Below are 19,307 nucleotides of genomic sequence, written 5' to 3' on the forward strand. Positions count from 1 at the left end.
CTGTCTGGGACATGGAGGGGCGTATGTCTGATCTTCCCCGGAAGGCGGTCACCCGTACCGTCAAGCTGGCCGCGCTGCCGCTCGGCATGGCGGGTCGGGCCACCTGGGGCCTCGGCAAGCGGATCGGCGGCAAGTCGGCCGAGATCGTGGCGCGCGAGCTCCAGCAGCGCACCGCCGAGCAGCTGTTCCGCACGCTCGGGGAGCTGAAGGGCGGTGCCATGAAGTTCGGGCAGGCCCTGTCGGTCTTCGAGTCGGCCCTGCCCGAGGAGGTGGCGGGGCCCTACCGGGCCGCGCTGACCAAGCTCCAGGAGGCGGCCCCGCCGCTGCCCGCGGCCACCGTGCACCAGGTGCTCGCGGACCGGCTGGGCGCGGACTGGCGGGACCTGTTCGAGGAGTTCGAGGACAAGCCGGCCGCGGCGGCCTCGATCGGGCAGGTGCACCGGGCGGTGTGGCACGACGGCCGGCAGGTGGCGGTCAAGGTGCAGTATCCGGGTGCCGGTGAGGCGCTCCTGTCGGACTTGAAGCAGCTGGGCCGGTTCGCGGGCCTGCTGGGCCCGCTGATCCCGGGCATGGAGATCAAGCCGCTGATCAAGGAGCTGCGCGACCGGGTCTCGGAGGAGCTCGACTACGAGCTGGAAGCCGAGGCCCAGCGGACGCACGCGGACGCGTTCGTCGACGACCCCGATGTGGTCGTGCCGGACGTCGTGCACCAGGGCGACCAGGTGCTGGTGACCGAGTGGCTCGAGGGGACGCCGCTGTCGGAGGTGATAGCCGACGGCACGCAGGAGGAGCGCGACCGCGCCGGACAGCTGCTGGCCCGCTTCCTCTTCTCCGGGCCGGCGCGCACCGGGCTGCTGCACGCGGACCCGCACCCGGGCAACTTCCGGCTGATATCGGGCACGGACGGCCGGATGCGGCTGGGCGTCCTGGACTTCGGCACGGTGGACCGGCTGCCCGGCGGCTGGCCCAAGCCCATCGGCAGGTCGCTGCGGATGACGCTGGACGGCGATGCCGAGGGTGTCTACGGGCACCTGTGCGGCGAGGGCTTCGTGAAGGAGTCCGTGGAACTGGACCCCGACGCGGTGCTGGACTACCTGAAGCCGATCATCGAGCCCGCCGAGGCCGAGGAGTTCACCTTCACCCGCCCGTGGCTGCGCGGCCAGGCGGCGCGGATCGCCGATCCCCGGTCCCCCGCACACCAGTTGGGCCGGCAGATCAACCTGCCGCCCTCGTACCTGCTGATCCACCGGGTGACGCTGAGCACCATCGGGGTGCTGTGCCAGCTGGGCGCGACGGTGCGGCTGCGGGACGAACTGGACACCTGGCTGCCGGGGTTCGCTCCCGGGGAGTGACGGGCGGCGCAGTCGCCGTCACCACCAGGCGGAGTCGAGCCTGCCCTCGATCGACCGGAGATGGGCGCGCGCGCAGTCGACGCAGAAGTACTGTCTGGTCCCGTTCTCCACCGAGCAGGTCCAGGTGATCGGGGCGCCGTCGGGAGACCGGGCGCCGCAGCGCGCGCAGACGACGGGCTGGGTCTCGGGACCCGGCTGGGCGGGGTGGGGAGTCGGCTGGTCCACCTCCAGACGATATCGCCGTACGGGGTGGACAGCCCCTCGCAACGCACCGGGGGACCGGCCCCTTCGGGCCGGTCCCCCGGACTGTTTCTCTGCTCTGAGCGCATGCCTCTCGGCACGTGCGGCCTTGCCGCGTGCGCTTACTGCATGACGGCCATGGCCAGCGCGCGGCGGGCGCGCAGCGAGACGCGCTCGGCTCGCCGCTGCATGCGGCGGGCGGCGACCAGGCGCAGGGCGTGACGCTCGGCGTCGGCCTCACGCATGCGGTCGTCCATATGGGCACGAGCCAGGGCTTCTGGGATGAGTTGCATTTCGCGGGTCCTGTTCTGACGCGAGGTGATCGCGCCGGTGGTGATGAAGTCTGCGTGGGCGGCGCCGTGGGGCTGCTCGCTCGTGGTGAAGGCGGTCATGAGGTCCTGCTTCAGGGGGTCGTGCGTCAGGGGGCGGTCGATGGTTCCGATGGCGGTCATGCCGCGACAACCGGGTTCTTGCGCGGGCGGCCACGGGGACGCTTCCGGGCGACGACGACACCCTGGACGAAGAGCTCGCCACCCCAGACACCCCAGGGCTCGCGGCGCTCGACCGCTCCGGCGAGGCAGGCCTCGACGAGCGGGCAGGTGCGGCAGAGGGACTTGGCGTACTCGACGTCCGCCGGGGACTCGGCGAAGAAGACCTCGGGGTCGAAGGTGCGGCAGGGGACGGGTACGCCGAGGTTCTCGATGGCGTCGTCGAGCGCGGTGAGCGCGGTGAGCGGGGTCAAGGTGTGGTCCTCCGGGACTGCGGGCGGGGAGATCGTTTGGGTCTGCGGTACGGACGGGGCGTGCGCTTCGAGTTGCACGGTGGTTTCTTCCTCGTCTTGTTCGGCTAGTCGTTCCGGCCGGTCGGCCGGGTTCGGCTGGGCTGTCCTCACACCGACTGGCTCTGCCAGTCCCGAGGCCCCTTCGCTGTGTCGTCCCCGTTCGGGGACAAACAGAAGGGCCGCGGATCCCGGGTGGGGTTCCGCGGCCCTGAAGGCGCCGGCCAGATCATGCGATCAGGCTGGATCACTCCAGGGTTCGAGCCCGCGGAAGGCCCACATCAGGTGGTGCTGCTGCTTCGTCTGCTTCGTCAGGGATCCGGCACCGGCTGCGGCGGCGAAGCCATAGGCGCCATGCGCCTGAGCTTCTGCTGCCAGTACTGCCGCCGGTGCCTGGGTCGGTCGCTCATTGCGCTCGCTGACCGGAAGGGTCGCCAGCAGGGCGGGGCCGGCCGCGGGAATCGCGGACAGACCGGTACCCAGGAGGGAGACGGAACCGAGCAGGCAGGAAGCGTCGACCGAGCGATCGGTCATTTTGGTGAAGGTCATGAAGCTGGTCACTGGTCTCGCCTCCTCTCGGCGTCTCGGGGACGGGGCCCGGGGGCCTGTCCCATGCGTATTCGGATAAGTACAGCACGGATCCAGGGCTCCGGAGAAGCCACCGTTTCCGTTGCTAAGAACCTATGGGGATTCGCTGGGCATGTGCAAACTATTTTTCCGACGAGTTTCTACGCGTCGTCAGACTCTCCGGCCCCAGGCTCCTGACCTGCGCAGATGGCCAGCACATCGGCTCCGTACCGCTCGAGCTTCCGTCCACCCACGCCGGAGATCATCGACAGCTCGCCGCCCTCGGAGGGCGCGGCCTCCGCGATCGCCATCAGCGTCTTGTCCGTGAAGACGCAGTACGGGGGCAGGCCCTGCTGCTTCGACTGGACCGCGCGCCACTCGCGCAGCCGCTCGTAGAGCCCTTCGTCCATGTCGGACGGGCAGTCCTCGCAGCGCATCAGCTTCAGCTCGCCGGCCTCGGTCAGGGTCTTGCCGCAGACCCGGCACAGCACCGGCCCCCGGCGGCCGCGCTTGCGGGCCACCGCACGCTCGGCCGCGGCGCCCGACCCGCTTCCCGGGGCCGCGGAGCCCGGCCGGAGGCCGTTCAGGAAGCGGCTGGGCCGTCGGGAGGCCCGGCCGCCCGGAGCGCGGGAGAGCCCCCAGGAGAGGCCCAGGTGCAGCCGGGCCCGGGTGACGCCGACATACAGCAGCCGGCGCTCCTCCTCGATCTGCTCGTCGGTCTTGGCGTACGTGATCGGCATCATGCCGTCGGTGAGGCCGACGAGGAACACGGCGTCCCACTCCAGGCCCTTCGCCGCGTGCAGCGAGGCCAGGGTGACGCCCTGGACCGTCGGGGCATGCTGGGCGGCCTTGCGCTCCTCCAGCTCGACCGTGAGGTCCGCCAGGGTGGCTCCGGGCCGGCCGCGGGCGAAGTCCTCGGCGAGCCGGACCAGCGCGGCCAGCGACTCCCACTGGTCGCGCACGGCCCCGGAGCCGGCCGGCGGCTCGGCCGTCCAGCCGGTGGAGCTGAGCACGGCGCGGACCTGGGAGCCGAGCTCGACGACATCGTCGAGCAGCGGGTCGTTCCCACCGGACCGGGCGGCCCCGCGCAGCGCGAGGCTCGCCTTCTGGACCTCCGGCCGCTCGAAGAACCGCTCGGCTCCGCGCAGCTGGTACGGCACCCCCGCGTCGGCGAGGGCCTGCTCGTAGACCTCGGACTGGGCGTTGATCCGGTAGAGCACGGCGATCTCGCCGGCCGGGACGCCCGCCGCGATCAGGTCGCGGATCCGGCGGGCGGTGCCCTCGGCCTCGGCGGGCTCGTCCGGGTACTCCGCGTAGGCCGGGTCGGGGCCGGGCTCGCGCTGCGAGACCAGCTCGAGGCGGTGCTCGGCGGCCCGCCCCTTCGCCTGGTTCAGGAGGCCGTTCGCGAGGTGGACCACCTGGGGGGTGGAGCGGTAGTCGCGGACCAGCTTGACCACCGTGGCCTGCGGGTAGCGGGTGCGGAAGTTCAGCAGGTGGTCGGGGGTGGCGCCGGTGAAGGAGTAGATCGTCTGGCTGGCGTCGCCGACGACGCAGAGGCTGTCGCGCTCGCCGAGCCACAGGTCGAGCAGCCGCTGCTGGAGGGGGCTGACGTCCTGGTACTCGTCGACGACGAAGTGCTGGTACTGGGCGCGGATCTGCTCGGCGATGTCGTGGCGGTCCTGGAGGATGCCGACGGTCAGCAGCAGCACGTCCTCGAAGTCGATCATGCCGCGGTCGCGCTTGAGCTGCTCGTACGTCCCGTAGATCTGGGCGATCTCGGCCAGGTCGCGCGGGGCCTCGCGGCCCGCCTTGAGGGCGGCCGCCGGATAGTCGGCGGGCACCGTCTGGGTGACCTTGGCCCACTCGATCTCGCCGGTGACGTCGCGCAGCTCGCCGCGGTCGAGGCGGATGCGGCAGCGCGCGCCGGCCTCGGCCACGAACTGGATCTTGCGCTCCAGCAGCCGGGGCACGTCCCCGCCGATCGCCTTGGGCCAGAAGTACTGGAGCTGGCGCAGGGCGGCCGAGTGGAAGGTCCGGGCCTGGACCCCGCCCGCGCCGAGAGTGCGCAGGCGGCCGCGCATCTCTCCCGCGGCCCGGTTGGTGAAGGTGACGGCCAGCACACTGGCCGGCATGAGCTGCCCGGACTGGACCCCGTAGGCGATGCGGTGGGTGATGGCGCGGGTCTTGCCGGTACCGGCGCCCGCCAGCACGCACACCGGCCCGCGCAGGGTCGTCGCGACCTCGCGCTGCTCCGGGTCCAGGCCCAGGAGCACCGCGTCGGCCGAGTCGACGGAACCGGCGAAGGATGGGGAGTGCGTTGCTGGTGTCACCCCGCCATGCTGCCAGGTCTCGTGGGTCGGCCGGGAAACTTGTCCACAGGCCGCCTGCATCCGTCGTACTTACGGGAGGGGCCCACGGGAATGGCCGGGCCGTCCCGTACGTTCGACTACTCGGACCACCGAGCCCCCACGAAGGAGAGCGCAGCATGCAGGACACGGGCACCGTCACGATGTACAGCACCACCTGGTGCGGCTACTGCCGCCGGCTGAAGACCCAGCTGGACCGCGAAGGCATCGCGTACAACGAGATCAACATCGAGCTCGACCCGGAGTCCGCGGCGTTCGTGGAGAAGGCCAACGGCGGCAACCAGACGGTCCCCACGGTCCTGGTGACGTCCCCCGCGGGCAACGAGTCCGTCATGACGAACCCGAGCCTGGCCCAGGTCAAGCAGGCCCTCGCCGTCTGATCCCCGTCCGTGCGCACAGAGCGGCCCCCGCCCCGGCGGGGGCCTTCTGCGTACGAGGTGCGGGCCCGCGTCAGGTGGTGGGAGCGGGCTTGGGGAGGGGCTTGCCGTACCAGAGCTCCACCAGGCGGGCCGCGATGGAGATGCCGCCGGCCGGGGGGACGACCTCGCCCGATTCGATCGCCGTGCGCAGGTCCTCGCGGGAGAACCAGCGGGCCTCCTCGATCTCCTCGCCGTCCACCGTGATCTCGGAGCTGGCGGCGCGGGCCGTGAAGCCCAGCATCAGGCTGTACGGGAACGGCCACGGCTGGCTGGCCACGTACTCGACCTCGCCCACCCTGACGCCCGCCTCCTCCCACACCTCGCGGACGACGGACTGCTCGATCGACTCGCCCGGCTCCACGAACCCGGCCAGGGTGGAGAAGCGACCCTCCGGCCAGTGCACCTGGCGGCCCAGCAGCGCACGGTCCTGGTCGTCCGTGACCAGCATGATCACGGCCGGGTCGGTGCGCGGGTAGTGCTCGGCGCCGCAGCCCGGGCAGCGGCGGATGTGCCCGGCCGCGGCGACCACGGTGCGCTCGCCGCAGCGGGAGCAGAAGCGGTGCATCCGCTGCCAGTTCTCCAGCGCGACCGCGTGCACCATCAGCCCCGCGTCGCGCGGCGACAGCAGCAGTCCGGCCTCGCGCAGGCCGGCGGCGCGGGCCGACTGGTCCATGCGGCCGGGCAGCGCGTCCTTCTGCAGCGCGAAGTACCGTACGCCGTCCTCGTCGGTGCCCAGGAAGTAGCGGTGGGTCTCGGTGACCGGGGCCTCGAAGGCCGGGGTCATGACGATGCCCGTGCCCCCGTCGGGGGTGTCGTCGATCAGGACCTGGCCGCCGGAGACGACGAAGACGCGGGTCGTCGGGTGGCTCCAGGCGGCGGCCAGCCAGGCCTCGTCGAGGCGGTGGTGCGCGGCACGGTCGATTCCGCTGGGCGCGGTCAGCGAGATCGGGCGCTCGGTCGGGATCGGGCGCTCGGTTTGGATGCTCACGGGTACTTCCAACTCCCCCGGTGGTGGGACAGGCAGGTGGGCGTCAGGCGGATGTGCGGTGGGACGCGGCCAGATCGCCCCACAGGTAGGCGGTCGTCTCGACGCCCTTGAGGAGGAGGTCCAGCTCGACCTTCTCGTTCGGCGAGTGCCAGCCGTCGGAGGGCACCGAGATGCCGAGGAACAGGACGGGCGCGCCCAGGACGTCCTGGAGGTCGGCCGCGGGTCCCGATCCGCCCTCGCGGGTGAAGCGGATCTTCTGGCCGAAGGCGCGGCCCATGGCCCGTACGACCGACCGCAGCGCCGGGTGGTCCAGCGGGGTCAGGCAGGGGCGGGTCGGTGCGCCGAAGGTGATGGAGTGCCGGATCCCGGCCGGGACGCGTGCCGCGACCCAGTCCCTGACGGCGGCCTCGACCTCGTAGGGGTCCTGCCCCGACACCAGGCGGAAGGACAGCTTCAGGTGGGCGGAGGCGGGCACGATCGTCTTGCCGCCGGGGCCTTGGTAGCCGCCGCCGATGCCGTTGACCTCGGCCGTCGGGCGGGCCCAGACGCGCTCCAGGGTGGAGTACCCGGCCTCCCCGGCGGCCGCGTGGGACTTGGCCGTACGGAGCCACTCGGACTCGTCGAAGGGCAGCTCGGCGATGAGCGCCCGCTCGGTGTCGGTGAGCTCGGCGATGTTGTCGTAGAAGCCGGGGACGGTGACGCGGCCCGCGTCGTCGTGCAGGGCGGCGACGAGGCGGGCGGCGGCGGTGGCCGGATTGGGCACGGCCCCGCCGAAGGCGCCGGAGTGGATGTCCTGGTCCGGGCCGTGGAAGTCGATCTCGCAGTCGGCGACGCCGCGCATGCCGGTGCAGACGGTGGGGGTGGTCTCGGACCACATGCCGGTGTCGGAGACGATCACGACGTCGGCGGCGAGCTCGGCGGCGCGGGTCTCGACGAGGTCGCGGAAGTGGATCGAGCCGGACTCCTCCTCGCCCTCGACGATCAGCTTGAGGTGCACGGCGGGGGCGGCGGCGCCGGTGGCCGCGAGGTGCGCCCGGACGCCCAGGGTGTGGAAGAAGACCTGCCCCTTGTCGTCGGCGGCGCCGCGCGCGTACATGCGGCCGTCGCGGATCACCGGCTCGAAGGGGTCGGTGTGCCAGCCGTCGGCGAGGGCGGCGGGCTGCACGTCGTGGTGCCCGTACACGAGGACGGTGGGTGCGTCCGGGTCCTCGCTCGGCCAGTGCGCGAACACGGCCGGGGCGCCGGGGGTCTCCCAGACCTCGGAGACCGGGAAGCCGGTCTCCTTGAGCTTCGCCGCGAGCCATTCGGCGCTGCGGCGGACGTCGCCCGCGTGCTCGGGCTGCGCCGAGACGGAGGGGATGCGCAGCCACTCGGCGAGGTCGTCGAGGAAGGCGGCGCGGTGGGTCTCGATGTACGTGCGGACGACGCTGTCCGGCGGGGTGTCGCTCATGACCCCGAGCCTAGCCGTCCGCCTGATGGTCACTGTCGGTGTCCGATTTGCCTTGGAGGATCCGCTCAAGACGGGCCCGGTCGGGGAGGTTGCGGGGGCGGATCACGCGGCCGCTGCGGACGTGCAGGAAGGCCGCGGTGACCTGGTCGAGCGGGGTGCCGGTGGCTTCCGCCCAGGCCAGACGGTAGACGGCGAGCTGGAGGGGGTCGGCCTCGGTGGTGCGGCCGGTCTTCCAGTCGACGATCTCGTAGCCGGTGTCCGTGCGGTAGACGGCGTCGATCCGGCCGCGGATGACGCGGCCGGCGAGGGTGAGCTGGACCGGGGCCTCCATGCGGTGGGGCGGCCGGTCCGCGTACTCGCTCCGCTCGAAGGCGGCCTTGAGGGAGTCGAGGTCGGCCTCGTCGGCGACCTCCTGGTCGGAGCCGGGCAGCTCGGTGACGGGGTCGAGCACGTCGAGCAGCGGGAGCGGGAGCTCGTCGAAGCGGGACTCGACCCAGGCGTGGAAGCGGGTGCCCTGGCGGGCGGCGGGCTGCGGGGGCTTGGGCATGGGGCGGGCGAGGTCGCGGGCGAAGCCCTCCTCGTCGGCGGCGAGCCGGAGCAGCTGGCTGGCGGACAGGGCGGCGGGGAGCTCGACGTCGCGGACGGCCGCGCGGGCACGCCGGAGCTCACCCTCCAGGGCGTCGAGGTCCCGGTCCCAGGAGGCAACGGCCCGCGCCTCCTCGGGCACGAGCGGTACCGCGGGGCGGGCCTCGGCGGGCGGGAGCGGGCCGGCCGACCGGGGCTCGGCGGGATCGAGCGGTCCGCCGGGGCGGGGCTCGGCGGGCGGGAGCGGGCCGGCCGAGCGGGCCTCGGCGGGCGGGAGCGGGCCGCCCGACCGGGGCTCGGCGGGATCGAACGGTTCGCCGGGGCCGGGATCGGCGGGATCGAGCGGGGTGCCCGAGCGGGGCTCGGCGGGCGGGAGCGGGCCGGCGGGGTCGGCAGGGGTGCCGGGGGCCGGGTCCGGGGCGTCCGGGGGCGGGAGCGGCCACTCGTCGTCCGGCCAGGGTTCGTCCTCGTACGGCGGCGGCTCCTCGCAGTCCGGGGGCCACAGGTAGGGGTCCTCCGCCGGTCCGGGCGGGGCGGCGGGGCGGGAGTCCTGCTCCGGGGCGGGCGGGGCCGCCAGGTAGGACTGCACCAGGGCCGCCGCCGAGCGGCGCAGGGTCAGGGAGCGGGGGTCCAGGGGCAGCGGCCAGGAGTGGTCCTGGGCGGCTTCCGCGGACAGGGCCGGATTCTCCGCGTCCGGAGCCGGCTCGTCCGCCCACGCCTCGATCTCGCCCGCGCCGGCGACGCAGTGCTCGTACAGCGCGGCCAGGAAGGCGGAGGGGCCGCGGCGCTTCTTCTGGCTCGGGCCCCACCAGTGGCCCGAGGCCAGCAGCAGGGAGCGGGGGCGGGTGAAGGTCACGTAGCCGAGGCGCAGCTCCTCCACGGACTTGTGGTCCTTCAGGGCCGTCTTGAAGGACTTCAGCCCGGCCGAGGTCCAGGCCGGGTCGGCCGGCAGGGTGGGCGCGTCACCGCGCAGCGCGTACGGGAGCACCTTCGCGTACGAGGTCCAGGCCTCCGGCGCCCGCTCCTTCGGGAAGGCCCCGGCGGACAGGTCGGGGACGACGACCACGTCCCACTCCAGGCCCTTGGACTTGTGCGCGGTGAGCACCTTCACCGTGTTCTCGCCGCCCGGCAGGGCGTGGTCCAGGCCCTTCTCGTACTGGGCGGCCGTCCGCAGGAAGGCGAGGAAGGCCAGCAGGGTCGCCTCGCCGTCGAGGGCGGCAAAGCCAGCGGCCACGTCCATGAAGTTCGACAGGGTCTCCCGGCGGCGGGCGGCCAGCGCGTGCGGGGAGGCGGAGAGCTCGACCTCCAGGCCGGTCGCGGACAGCACCCGGTGCAGGACGTCCATCAGGGGGTCGGCGAGGGACCGCCGCAGGTCGCGCAGCTCCTGCGCGAGGTGCGCGAAGCGGACCCGGGCCTCGGCCGAGAAGGGCAGCCCGTCGTCGGACAGGCCCGCCCCGTCCAGGAAGGTCTCCAGTGCGTCGGCCAGCGACACGATCTCCGCCGGGTCCACGCCCTCGACGGCCGCCGCGAGCCGTTCGTCCGCGTCCGCCGCGTCCCCCGCGTCCGGGCCGGACGGCGAACGGCCCACGAGCAGGCGCGCCCGGCGGCCGAGCAGGGCCAGGTCGCGCGCGCCGATCCGCCAGCGCGGGCCGATGAGCAGCCGGACCAGGGAGGCGTTGGCACCCGGGTCCTGGAGGACCTCGCAGACGGCGACGAGGTCGGCGACCTCCGGCAGGTGCAGCAGCCCGGACAGGCCGACGACCTCCACCGGCACGTCCCGGGCCACCAGGACGGCCTGGATCCGCGCGAAGTCCCCGGCGGACCGGCACAGTACGGCGATCTCGCCCGGCTCGGTCCCGGTGCGGACCAGGTGCGCGACGGAGTCCCCGAGCCACTCCAGCTCCTCGGCGTGGGTCTCCAGCAGGGCGCACCGCACGGAGCCCGCGCGCTCGGCGCCGGGCGCGGGGCGCAGCGCCTCCACCCCCTCGTGCATGGCGCGCAGCGGTTCGGCGAGCCCGTTGGCCAGGTCGAGCAGGCGGCCGCCGCTGCGCCGGTTCTCGCTGAGCGAGAGGCGGGTGGCGGGGGCGCCGTCGGCCTGCGGGAAGTGCGCCGGGAAGTCGTCGAGGTTGGCCACGGAGGCGCCGCGCCAGCCGTAGATGGCCTGGCAGGGGTCGCCGACGGCCGTCACCGCGTGCCCGGTGCCTCCCCCGAACAGCCCGGACAGCAGCAGCCGCTGCGCGACGGACGTGTCCTGGTACTCGTCGAGCAGGACCACCCGGAACTCCTCGCGCAGCAGCGCCCCGACCTCGGGCCGGGTGGTGGCGAGCTGCGCGGAGAGGGCTATCTGGTCGCTGAAGTCGAAGAGGTCGCGGGAGCGTTTGGCGGTGCGGTAGCGGGCGACGAGCTCCAGCAGCTCGAGGCGGCCGCGCACGGCCTCGGGCACCTTGCGCAGGTCGTCGTTGGTGAGGTTGATGCCGGCGAGCGTGCCCAGCAGCTCCGTGTCGTACGTGCGCAGCTGCGCCGGCTCGACCAGGTGCTCGGACAGCTCCGCGTCGAGCGCGAGCAGGTCGCTGACCAGGTCGGGGAGGGACTTCGTGAGCGAGGGGTAGGGGCCGGGGGCCTCGCGCAGCACCTTCGCGGCGAGCTGGAAGCGGGTCGCGTCGGCGAGGAGGCGGGAGCTGGGCTCCAGGCCGATGCGCAGGCCGTGGTCCTTCAGGAGCTGGCCGGCGAAGGCGTGGTACGTCGAGATGCGGGGCTCGCCGCCGGCGGCGTCGGCCTCGGCGGGGGAAGGGTCCGGGTCGGTGATGCCGGCCCGCGCGAGGGCCGTGCGTACGCGCTCGGACAGTTCCCCGGCGGCCTTGTTGGTGAAGGTCAGGCCGAGGACCTGCTCGGGCGCGACCGCGCCGGTGCCGACCAGCCAGACCACGCGGGCGGCCATGACGGTGGTCTTGCCGGATCCCGCGCCCGCGACGATCACCTGGGGGGCGGGCGGTGCGGTGACGCAGGCCAGCTGTTCGGGCGTGAAGGGGATACCGAGGAGCTCTTTGAGCTGCTCGGGGTCGGTGAGGACGGACGGACGCGCGGACACCTCAAAAGGCTAGCCGCCCGCACCGACACTCCCGTCCGGCCGCTCGTCCGGCCGCCCGTCCAGCCGCGCATCCGCCGGGCCCCCGGCCGCCCCGCCGGCCGGGTTCACTCCACGGTCTGGCGGCCTTCCGGGCGGGCGCTGCACGAGCTGCGGAAGGAGCAGTGGTCGCAGTGCTTGCCCGCGGCGGGTGCGAAGCGCTCGTCCAGCACCCGGCCGGCGGCGGTGGCGAGGAGGTCGCCGACCCACTCGCCGTCGAGCGGCTGCTGGCCCTGCACCTTGGGCACCTCGTCGCCGCCGTCCTTCTTGGGCGCGCCCTGGCGCAGCTGGACGAGTTCGGCGCCGCCGGGTTCGGGGCGCAGGCCGTCGAAGGCCTCGTCGACGGCGCCTTCGCGCACGGCGAGCTGGTAGACGGCGAGCTGGGGGTGGCGGGCGACCTCGTCCTTGGTGGGCGCGGACTTGCCGGTCTTGAAGTCGACGACGTACGCGCGCCCCTGCGGGTCCGCTTCGACGCGGTCCATGGAGCCGCGGATCCGGACCGTGTGGTCGCCCGCTTCGAGGGTGACGTCGAACTCGTGCTCCGTGGCCACCGCGGCCCGGCCGCCGCGGTCGGTGACGTGCCAGCGCAGGAACCGCTTGAGGGCGGCGCGGGCGTTCTCCTTCTCCTGGGCCGACTTCCAGGGCGCGTCGAAGGCGAGGGCGTCCCAGACGGAGTCGAGGCGTTCCATGAGGACGGCCAGGTCGGCGGGGGTGCGGCCGGAGGCGACCTCGTCGGCGAGGACGTGGACGACGTTGCCGAACCCCTGGGCGGCGGTGGAGGGGGCGTCGGCCTTGACCTCGCGGCCGAGGAACCACTGGAGCGAGCAGGTGTTGGCGAGCTGGTCCAGGGCGCTGCCGGAGAGGGCGACGGGCCGGTCCCGGTCGCGCAGCGGGACGCTGCTGCGGGTGGGCTCGTACAGACCCCACCAGCGCTGCGGATGGGCGGCGGGGACCAGCGGGCGGTCCTCGTCGTCGGTGAGCGCGGCGAGGCGGGCGAGGCGGCGGGCGGCCGCGTCGCGCAGGGCGGGCGAGGCGTCGGGGTCGACGGTGGTGGCGCGCAGCTCGGCGACGAGGGCCGGGACGGCGAGGGGGCGGCGGGGGCGGCCGGTGACGTCCTTCGGGGTGACGCCGAGTTCGGTGAGGAAGCGGGAGGGCTGGTCGCCGTCCTCGGCCGGGGCCTTGACGGCGGTGACGACGAGGCGGTCGCGGGCGCGGGTGGCGGCGACGTAGAAGAGCCGGCGCTCCTCGGCGAGGAGCGCGCCGGGGGTGAGGGGCTCGGCGAGGCCGTCGCGGCCGATGCGGTCGGCCTCGAGGAGGGAGCCGCGGCGGCGGAGGTCGGGCCAGAGGCCCTCCTGTACGCCGGCCACGACGACCAGGGACCACTCCAGGCCCTTGGAGCGGTGGGCGGTCATCAGCCGGACCGCGTCGGGGCGGGCGGCGCGGGTCGTCAACGTGTCGGCGGCGATGTCCTCCGCCTCCAGTTGTTCGAGGAAGTTGAGGGCGCCGCGGCCGCCGGTGCGGTCCTCGGCGCGGGCGGCGGTGTCGAAGAGGGCGCAGACGGCGTCGAGGTCGCGGTCGGCGTTGCGGCCGGCCGCGCCGCCGCGGCGGGCGGAGCGCTCGAGCCGCTGGGGCCAGGGGGTGCCGTCCCAGAGCGTCCACAGGGCCTCTTCGGCGGTGCCGCCGCCCTGGAGGAGCTCGCGGGCCTTGCGCAGGAGGAGGCCGAGGCGCTGCGCTCCGCGGGCGAAGGCGGGGTCGTGGGCGGTGAGCCGCTCGGGCTCGGCGAGGGCGCGGGCGAGCAGGACGTCGCTGGGCGCGGGCACCTTGACGCCTGCGGCGCGCTCCTCCTCCCGCAGGGCCCGGCCGAGCCGCCGCAGATCGGCGGCGTCCATCCCCCCGAGCGGCGACCCGAGCAGCCCGATGGCAGCCTCCACCCCCATCCCGAACCCACCGCCCTCACCCGCGGCGGGCGGGGCCTCGCCGGAGCCGGAGTCACCGGCGACGGGCCGGGCGGCGGCGGAGCCGGGCCGGTCCGGGGCGGGCTCGGCGTCGGGGGATGCTTCCCGCCCACCCACCCCGAAGTCGCGAGCAAGCTCGCCCACATCGCCGCCTGCGGCGCCCGCGCCGACCGCTGCCGCGTCGGCGGACACCGACGGCTGATCGCCCTGGCCAGGATCGAAGCCGTCGGCCGTGGCGTCGGCGTCGGCGGCGGCCTCGCCGGTACGGGGCCCGGCCGTGCCGGAGTCACCGGCGACGGGCCGGGCGGCGGCGGAGCCGGGGTCGCCTGCGGCGGGCTGGGTCGCGGCGGAGCCGGGTCGGGCCGGGGCGGGCTCGGTGGCGGGCTCGGTGCCGGAGTCGGGTGAGGCGGGGGCCGACTCGGCGGGGGCCGACTCGGTGGTGGCCGATTCGGCGGCTGTGCGGAGGGCTGTCAGGAGGGGGGCCACCGCCGGTTCGTGGCGGAGGGGGGTGTCCGTGCCGTCCGTTTCCACCGGGACGCCCGCCGTGATCAGGGCGCGCCGCATCGCCGGGAGGGTGCGGCCGCCCGAGCGGACCAGTACGGCCATGTCCTGCCAGGGCACGCCGTCCTCCAGGTGGGCCCTGCGCAGGACGTCGGCGATGTTGTCCAGCTCGGCCCCGGCCGTCGGGTACGTGAACACCTCCACCCGGCCGCCCTCCCGCGTGGCCTGGAGGCCGCGGTGCGCGCGGACCGCGGCCGCGGGGAGGCGGGGCAGCGGCATTCGGGTCGTGAGGAGGCGGGTCGCCGCGAGGAGGGCCGCGCCCGAGCGGCGGCCCACCGTCAGGGCCTTGACCTCCGCGCCCGGGAAGGCCGACTCGAAGTCCAGCACGTTGTTGATGTCGGCGCCGCGGAAGGCGTAGATCGACTGGTCCGGGTCGCCGAAGGCGACCAGCGTGCCCGCGGGGCCGTTCAGCGCCCGCAGCAGCCGCAGCTGCGAGGCGTCCGTGTCCTGGTACTCGTCGACGAAGATCACGTCGTACGCGGACGCGAGGGACGGGGTGCGCTCCGCCAGGAGCACCGCCCGGTGCAGGAGCTCCGCGTAGTCCAGCGTGCCCTGCATGTCCAGGACGTCCAGGTACTCGGAGAGGAAGGCCGCGGCCGCCTTCCAGTCCGGGCGGCCGGTCCGGGTCGCGAAGGAGTCGAGCGCCGAAGGGCCGAGGCCCAGTTCGCGGGCGCGGGCCAGAACGGCGCGGACCTCGTCCGCGAAGCCGCGCGTGGTCAGCGCGGCCCGCAGGTCGTCCGGCCAGCGGATGGAGCGGATCCGGCGCTGGCCCTCCAGGAGGGTGCGGACCATCACGTCCTGCTCCGGGCCGGACAGCAGCCGCAGCGGATCGGCGAAGAGGTCGGTGTCCTGGTGGGCGCGGACGAGCCCGTAGCAGAAGGAGTGGAAGGTGGTCGCCTGCGGAGCCCGCGCGCCGCCGAGCCGCAGGGCGGCCCGGTCGCGCAGTTCCACGGCCGCCTTGCGGCTGAAGGTGAGGATGAGGATCCGGGCGGGGTCCGTGCCCGCTTCCACCCGGGCGGTGACGGCCTCGACCAGGGTGGTCGTCTTCCCGGTGCCCGGTCCGGCCAGGACCAGGAGCGGTCCGCCGGTGTGATCAACCACCGCGCGCTGTGCTGCGTCAAGGACAGGGGGGCCCACCCGTTCCGGTCCGGTGCGCACGAGGCGGTACGCGTCAGGGGTCCGCGTACGCCGCCGTTCGGTGCGGTCGGAAGGAGAGGTGATCACGTGAGCTGCCGGTCCTGGTGGGTCTTCGGGTGGCACCGCGTCGGCGGCGGCCGGAGCGGAAGAGGCAACGCTACGGCAACCGGCCGATCCCGCGCAGTTCGTCTCCGTCCCCCGGACGGGCCTTCGCACGGGCGCTCGACCGCCCGCCCGGACCGCGCATGGCCGAAGCTGTCAGGTGTGAGCCTCGTCGCGGTCCCCGTCGCGCTCTTCGCCGCCGTCCCAGCGTGCCCGGCGCATGTCGAGCCGCGGCTCGCCGCCGGCCGTCAGGCGCAGCGGGGTGGCCTCGGCCCGGTAGTGCTCCAGGGCCCGGCGCTCGCTGCCGGGCAGCGGTACGCCGTCCGCGCGCACCACCCGCCACCAGGGCACGGCCCCTCCGTACAGGGCCATGACGCGGCCGACTTGGCGCGGTCCGCCCTCGCCCAGCCACTCGGCGACGTCTCCGTACGTCATCACCCGGCCGGGCGGAATACGCTCGGCCACCTCCAGCACGTGCTCCGCGTACGCGGGCAGCTCCTCGCTCATTCGGCCCATGGTGCAGCACGGCGGCCGCCGAGCGGCGGAAGACAAGGTTCCGTACCGGCGCGCACCCTGATGCCCCGCGCGCAGGTCGGTCCGTGCCACCATCTTGCGGGCGGTGACTGGTGATACGTGATCAAGAAGAGACGGAAGTGACGACGAAGGAGCAGGGTGTGAGCCCTCCGGACGGCGCGGCGGCGGACGACGACGCGACGCGCCCAGACGACGGCCCCGCCCCCCGGCCCAGACCCCTGTCCGAGCGCGGATCCGAGACCGGAGCCGAGCGCGGATCCGAGCGCGGATCCGAGACCGGATCCGGCAGCGGAGCGGACGGCGGAGCGGAGCCGGAGGGCCCGCACGGGCACGCTCCCACCGCCGCCGACCAGGTGGAGGTCGACGAACCGCTGCTCGCCGCCCGCGTGCACCGCCCCTCCGACCTCGTACGCCTGCTCGTCGGCATCCTCGGCATCGCCGTCGTCCTCGCCATCGCCGCCTTCGCCCACGGCACCACCGTCGGCCTGGAGGAGGACATCAACAAGGGCACCGGCCAGGCGCCCGACCTGCTGATCAAGGTCGCCGCGCTGGTGTCGAGCATCGCGGTGCTGCTACTCCCGGTCGCCTTCGCCATCGAACGGCTGATCAAACGCGACGGCCTGCGCATCGCCGACGGCGTGCTCGCCGCCGTGCTCGCGCACGGGGTCACGCTCGCCACCGACCTGTGGGTCTCGCAAGCCGCTCCGGGCACCATCCAGGACGCCTTGACCCGCTCCGCCGGCAGCGGCGGGGCCCTGACCGATCCGGTGCACGGCTACCTCGCGCCCGTGATCGCGTACATGACGGCCGTCGGGATGACCCGCCGGCCGCGCTGGCGCGTGGCGCTGTGGGTGGTCCTGCTGATGGACGCGTTCACGATGCTGGTCAGCGGCTACACCACACCCTTCTCGATCATCCTGACCGTGCTGATCGGCTGGAGCGTCGCGTACGGGACGCTGTACGCCGTCGGCTCGCCCAATGTGCGCCCCACCGGGCAGACCCTCCTCGCCGGACTGCGCCGGGTCGGCTTCCGGCCGGTCAGCGCGATGCGCGCCGAGGTCACCGAGAGCGGCGCGGAGGCCTCCGAGGTCAGCGACCGCGGACGGCGCTACCACGTCACCCTGGAGGACGGCCCGCCGCTCGACGTCACCGTCGTCGACCGCGAGCAGCAAGCCCAGGGCTTCTTCTACCGGGTCTGGCGCCGGCTCACGCTGCGCGGCATCACCACCCGGCGCAGCCTGCAGTCGCTGCGCCAGGCGCTGGAGCAGGAGGCGCTGCTCGCGTACGCCGCCATCGCGGCCGGGGCGAACGCGCCGAAGCTGATCGCCACCTCCGAGCTCGGCCCGGACGCCGTGATGCTCGTGTACGAGCACCTGGGCGGCCGCACCCTGGACTCCCTCTCCGACCAGGAGATCACCGACGAGCTGAGCCGCAACGCCTGGGAGCAGGTACGGGCCCTGCAGTCGCGGCGGATCGCGCACCGGCGGCTGACCGGGGACGCCCTGGTGGTGGATCGTTCCGGCACGATCATCCTCACCGACCTGCGCGGCGGCGAGATCGCGGCGGGCGACCTGGTGCTGCGGATGGACATCGCCCAGCTGCTGACCACGCTCGGCCTGCGGGTCGGCGCGGAGCGGGCGGTGGACTCGGCGGTGTCGGTGCTCGGCCCGGACGCGGTGGCGGACTGCCTGCCGCTGCTCCAGCCGATCGCGCTGAGCCGCTCCACCCGGGCCACGCTGCGCAAGCTGGCCCGGGAGCGGGCGGACCGGCAGCGGGAGGCCGTACTGGAGTCCTCGCGGGCGGCGAAGGCGGCGCGCGGGGCGGACGCCTCCGCCACCAGCCCGGCCGCGGACCGCAAGGCCGAGAAGAAGGCGCTGGATGACGCCCTGGACGGGGCCCGCGAGGAGGACCTGCTGAGCCAGATCCGCGGGCAGGTGCTGCTGATCCGCCCGCAGGCGCCGGTGGAACCGGCCCGGCTGGAGCGGATCCGGCCGCGCACGCTGGTGTCGTTCATCGCGGGCGCGCTCGCTGCGTACTTCCTGCTCACGCAGCTGGCCCACGTGGACTTCGCGACGATCATCGGCAAGGCGGAGTGGGGCTGGGTCGGGGCGGCGCTGGCGTTCTCGGCGCTGAGCTACTTCGCGGCGGCGATGAGCCTGCTGGGCTTCGTGCCCGAGCGGGTGCCGTTCCTGCGGACCGTGGTGGCCCAGGTGGCCGGGTCCTTCGTGAAGCTGGTGGCTCCGGCGGCGGTCGGCGGTGTCGCGCTGAACACGCGGTTCCTCCAGCGGGCGGGGATCCGGCCGGGGCTCGCGGTCGCGAGCGTGGGCGCCTCGCAGCTGTTCGGTCTGGCCAGCCACATCCTGCTGCTGCTGTCCTTCGGCTATCTGACGGGGACGGAGAAGACCCCGGAGATGACCCCGTCCCGGACGGTCATCGCGGGTCTGCTGACGGTGGCGGTGCTGGTGCTCGTGGTGACGGCGGTGCCGTTCATGCGGAAGTTCGTCGTGACGCGGGTACGGGCACTGTTCGCCGGGGTCGTGCCGCGCATGCTGGACGTGCTCCAGCGGCCGCAGAAGCTGGCGACGGGCATCGGCGGGATGCTGCTGCTGACGGGCTGCTTCGTGATGTGCCTGGACGCTTCGATCCGGGCGTTCGGGGACGGCCAGGCCATCAGCTACGCGAGCATCGCGGTGGTGTTCCTCGCGGGCAACGCGCTGGGGTCGGCCGCGCCGACGCCGGGCGGTATCGGTGCGGTGGAGATCACGCTCACGGCGGGGCTGGTCGCGGTGGGGCTGCAGTCCGACGTGGCCTTCTCGGCGGTGCTGCTGTTCCGGACGATGACCTTCTGGCTGCCGGTGCTGCCGGGGTGGGTGGCGTTCAACTTCTTGACGCGCAAGGAAGCCATCTAGCCTCCGGCTCGGGTGTACGGGTTACGGGGGCGGCCCCGGCTGCGCCGAGCGGCGGCCCCGGGCTCCGCCCGGACCCCTCCTGGGGCTCCGCCCCAGACCCCGCGCCTCAAACGCCGGCGGGGCTGAATTGGCTCCCGCCGTCTGCCAGGTGCGGCCGATTTGCTCCGGCGCGTCACCCAGGGCTGGGTTCGCCTGGTGTCGCCCGCGCAGGAGGCACCCCAGCCTCGCCGGCGTTTGAGG

Annotated in this window: 13 protein-coding genes; 3 read left to right on the plus strand and 10 right to left on the minus strand. The window is 74.1% G+C overall.

Annotated features, from left to right (window positions below):
• Positions 1-23 precede the first annotated feature (23 nt).
• Entirely contained in the window at positions 24-1,352 is a 1,329-nt protein-coding gene (locus tag ACFWP3_RS34615) for an ABC1 kinase family protein (RefSeq protein WP_384229127.1), read from the plus strand.
• 18 nt (positions 1,353-1,370) lie between these two features.
• On the opposite strand, the gene ACFWP3_RS34620 is transcribed toward ACFWP3_RS34615, so the two are convergent.
• From ACFWP3_RS34620 to ACFWP3_RS34640, 5 genes are all read right to left on the minus strand, one after another.
• Positions 1,371-1,577, minus strand: a complete 207-nt coding sequence (locus ACFWP3_RS34620; protein WP_384229129.1) for a hypothetical protein — start codon at positions 1,575-1,577, stop codon at positions 1,371-1,373.
• A gap of 137 nt (positions 1,578-1,714) precedes the next feature.
• A complete protein-coding gene (locus ACFWP3_RS34625; protein WP_384229132.1) occupies positions 1,715-2,044 on the minus strand; it encodes a hypothetical protein in 330 nt (109 codons plus the stop codon).
• Positions 2,041-2,412 (minus strand): WhiB family transcriptional regulator, encoded by a 372-nt coding sequence (locus ACFWP3_RS34630; protein WP_384229134.1) that lies wholly within the window; start codon positions 2,410-2,412, stop codon positions 2,041-2,043. The genes ACFWP3_RS34625 and ACFWP3_RS34630 overlap by 4 nt, the downstream gene beginning before the upstream one ends.
• Positions 2,413-2,607: 195 nt before the next feature.
• A complete protein-coding gene (locus ACFWP3_RS34635) occupies positions 2,608-2,931 on the minus strand; it encodes a hypothetical protein (protein ID WP_384229137.1) in 324 nt (107 codons plus the stop codon).
• A gap of 167 nt (positions 2,932-3,098) precedes the next feature.
• Positions 3,099-5,327 carry an ATP-dependent DNA helicase UvrD2 gene (locus tag ACFWP3_RS34640; RefSeq protein WP_384229139.1) on the minus strand — a complete coding sequence of 743 codons (2,229 nt, stop codon included), beginning with the start codon at positions 5,325-5,327 and terminating at the stop codon, positions 3,099-3,101.
• A 95-nt stretch (positions 5,328-5,422) separates the two neighbouring features.
• On the opposite strand from ACFWP3_RS34640, the gene ACFWP3_RS34645 reads away from it, so the two are divergent.
• Complete coding sequence (locus ACFWP3_RS34645; RefSeq protein ID WP_384229141.1) at positions 5,423-5,683, plus strand: mycoredoxin; 261 nt, start codon at positions 5,423-5,425, stop codon at positions 5,681-5,683.
• Between the two features lie 70 nt (positions 5,684-5,753).
• Here ACFWP3_RS34645 and nudC read toward each other — a convergent pair whose 3' ends face one another.
• The 5 genes from nudC to ACFWP3_RS34670 all read right to left on the minus strand — a co-directional run bounded on the left by nudC (position 5,754) and on the right by ACFWP3_RS34670 (position 16,140).
• Positions 5,754-6,704, minus strand: a complete 951-nt coding sequence (gene nudC / locus ACFWP3_RS34650; RefSeq protein WP_384229158.1) for an NAD(+) diphosphatase — start codon at positions 6,702-6,704, stop codon at positions 5,754-5,756.
• A 49-nt stretch (positions 6,705-6,753) separates the two neighbouring features.
• Entirely contained in the window at positions 6,754-8,160 is a 1,407-nt protein-coding gene (locus tag ACFWP3_RS34655; protein WP_384229144.1) for a dipeptidase, read from the minus strand.
• A 10-nt stretch (positions 8,161-8,170) separates the two neighbouring features.
• Positions 8,171-11,833, minus strand: a complete 3,663-nt coding sequence (locus ACFWP3_RS34660; RefSeq protein WP_384229146.1) for a UvrD-helicase domain-containing protein — start codon at positions 11,831-11,833, stop codon at positions 8,171-8,173.
• 104 nt (positions 11,834-11,937) lie between these two features.
• Positions 11,938-15,543, minus strand: coding sequence for a UvrD-helicase domain-containing protein (locus ACFWP3_RS34665; protein ID WP_384229160.1), 3,606 nt, complete (start codon positions 15,541-15,543; stop codon positions 11,938-11,940).
• Positions 15,544-15,780: 237 nt separating this feature from the next.
• Positions 15,781-16,140, minus strand: a complete 360-nt coding sequence (locus ACFWP3_RS34670) for an MGMT family protein (RefSeq protein ID WP_384229149.1) — start codon at positions 16,138-16,140, stop codon at positions 15,781-15,783.
• A 158-nt stretch (positions 16,141-16,298) separates the two neighbouring features.
• Here ACFWP3_RS34670 and ACFWP3_RS34675 point away from each other — a divergent pair, with 158 nt between their 5' ends.
• Positions 16,299-19,067, plus strand: a complete 2,769-nt coding sequence (locus tag ACFWP3_RS34675) for a YbhN family protein (protein ID WP_384229151.1) — start codon at positions 16,299-16,301, stop codon at positions 19,065-19,067.
• The last annotated feature ends 240 nt before the right edge of the window (positions 19,068-19,307 follow it).

Origin of the sequence: Streptomyces sp. NPDC058525 (genome assembly GCF_042719495.1) — a bacterium.
In the GTDB taxonomy this organism is placed as follows: domain Bacteria; phylum Actinomycetota; class Actinomycetes; order Streptomycetales; family Streptomycetaceae; genus Streptomyces.

Excerpts from the sequence above, each read along its gene's own strand:
- ACFWP3_RS34625 (WP_384229132.1), bottom strand. The coding sequence starts at position 2,044 with ATGACCGCCATCGGAACCATCGACCGCCCCCTGACGCACGACCCCCTG.
- ACFWP3_RS34645 (WP_384229141.1), top strand. The coding sequence starts at position 5,423 with ATGCAGGACACGGGCACCGTCACGATGTACAGCACCACCTGGTGCGGC.
- ACFWP3_RS34640 (WP_384229139.1), bottom strand. The coding sequence starts at position 5,327 with ATGCAGGCGGCCTGTGGACAAGTTTCCCGGCCGACCCACGAGACCTGG.
- ACFWP3_RS34615 (WP_384229127.1), top strand. The coding sequence starts at position 24 with ATGTCTGATCTTCCCCGGAAGGCGGTCACCCGTACCGTCAAGCTGGCC.
- ACFWP3_RS34655 (WP_384229144.1), bottom strand. The coding sequence starts at position 8,160 with ATGAGCGACACCCCGCCGGACAGCGTCGTCCGCACGTACATCGAGACC.
- ACFWP3_RS34670 (WP_384229149.1), bottom strand. The coding sequence starts at position 16,140 with ATGGGCCGAATGAGCGAGGAGCTGCCCGCGTACGCGGAGCACGTGCTG.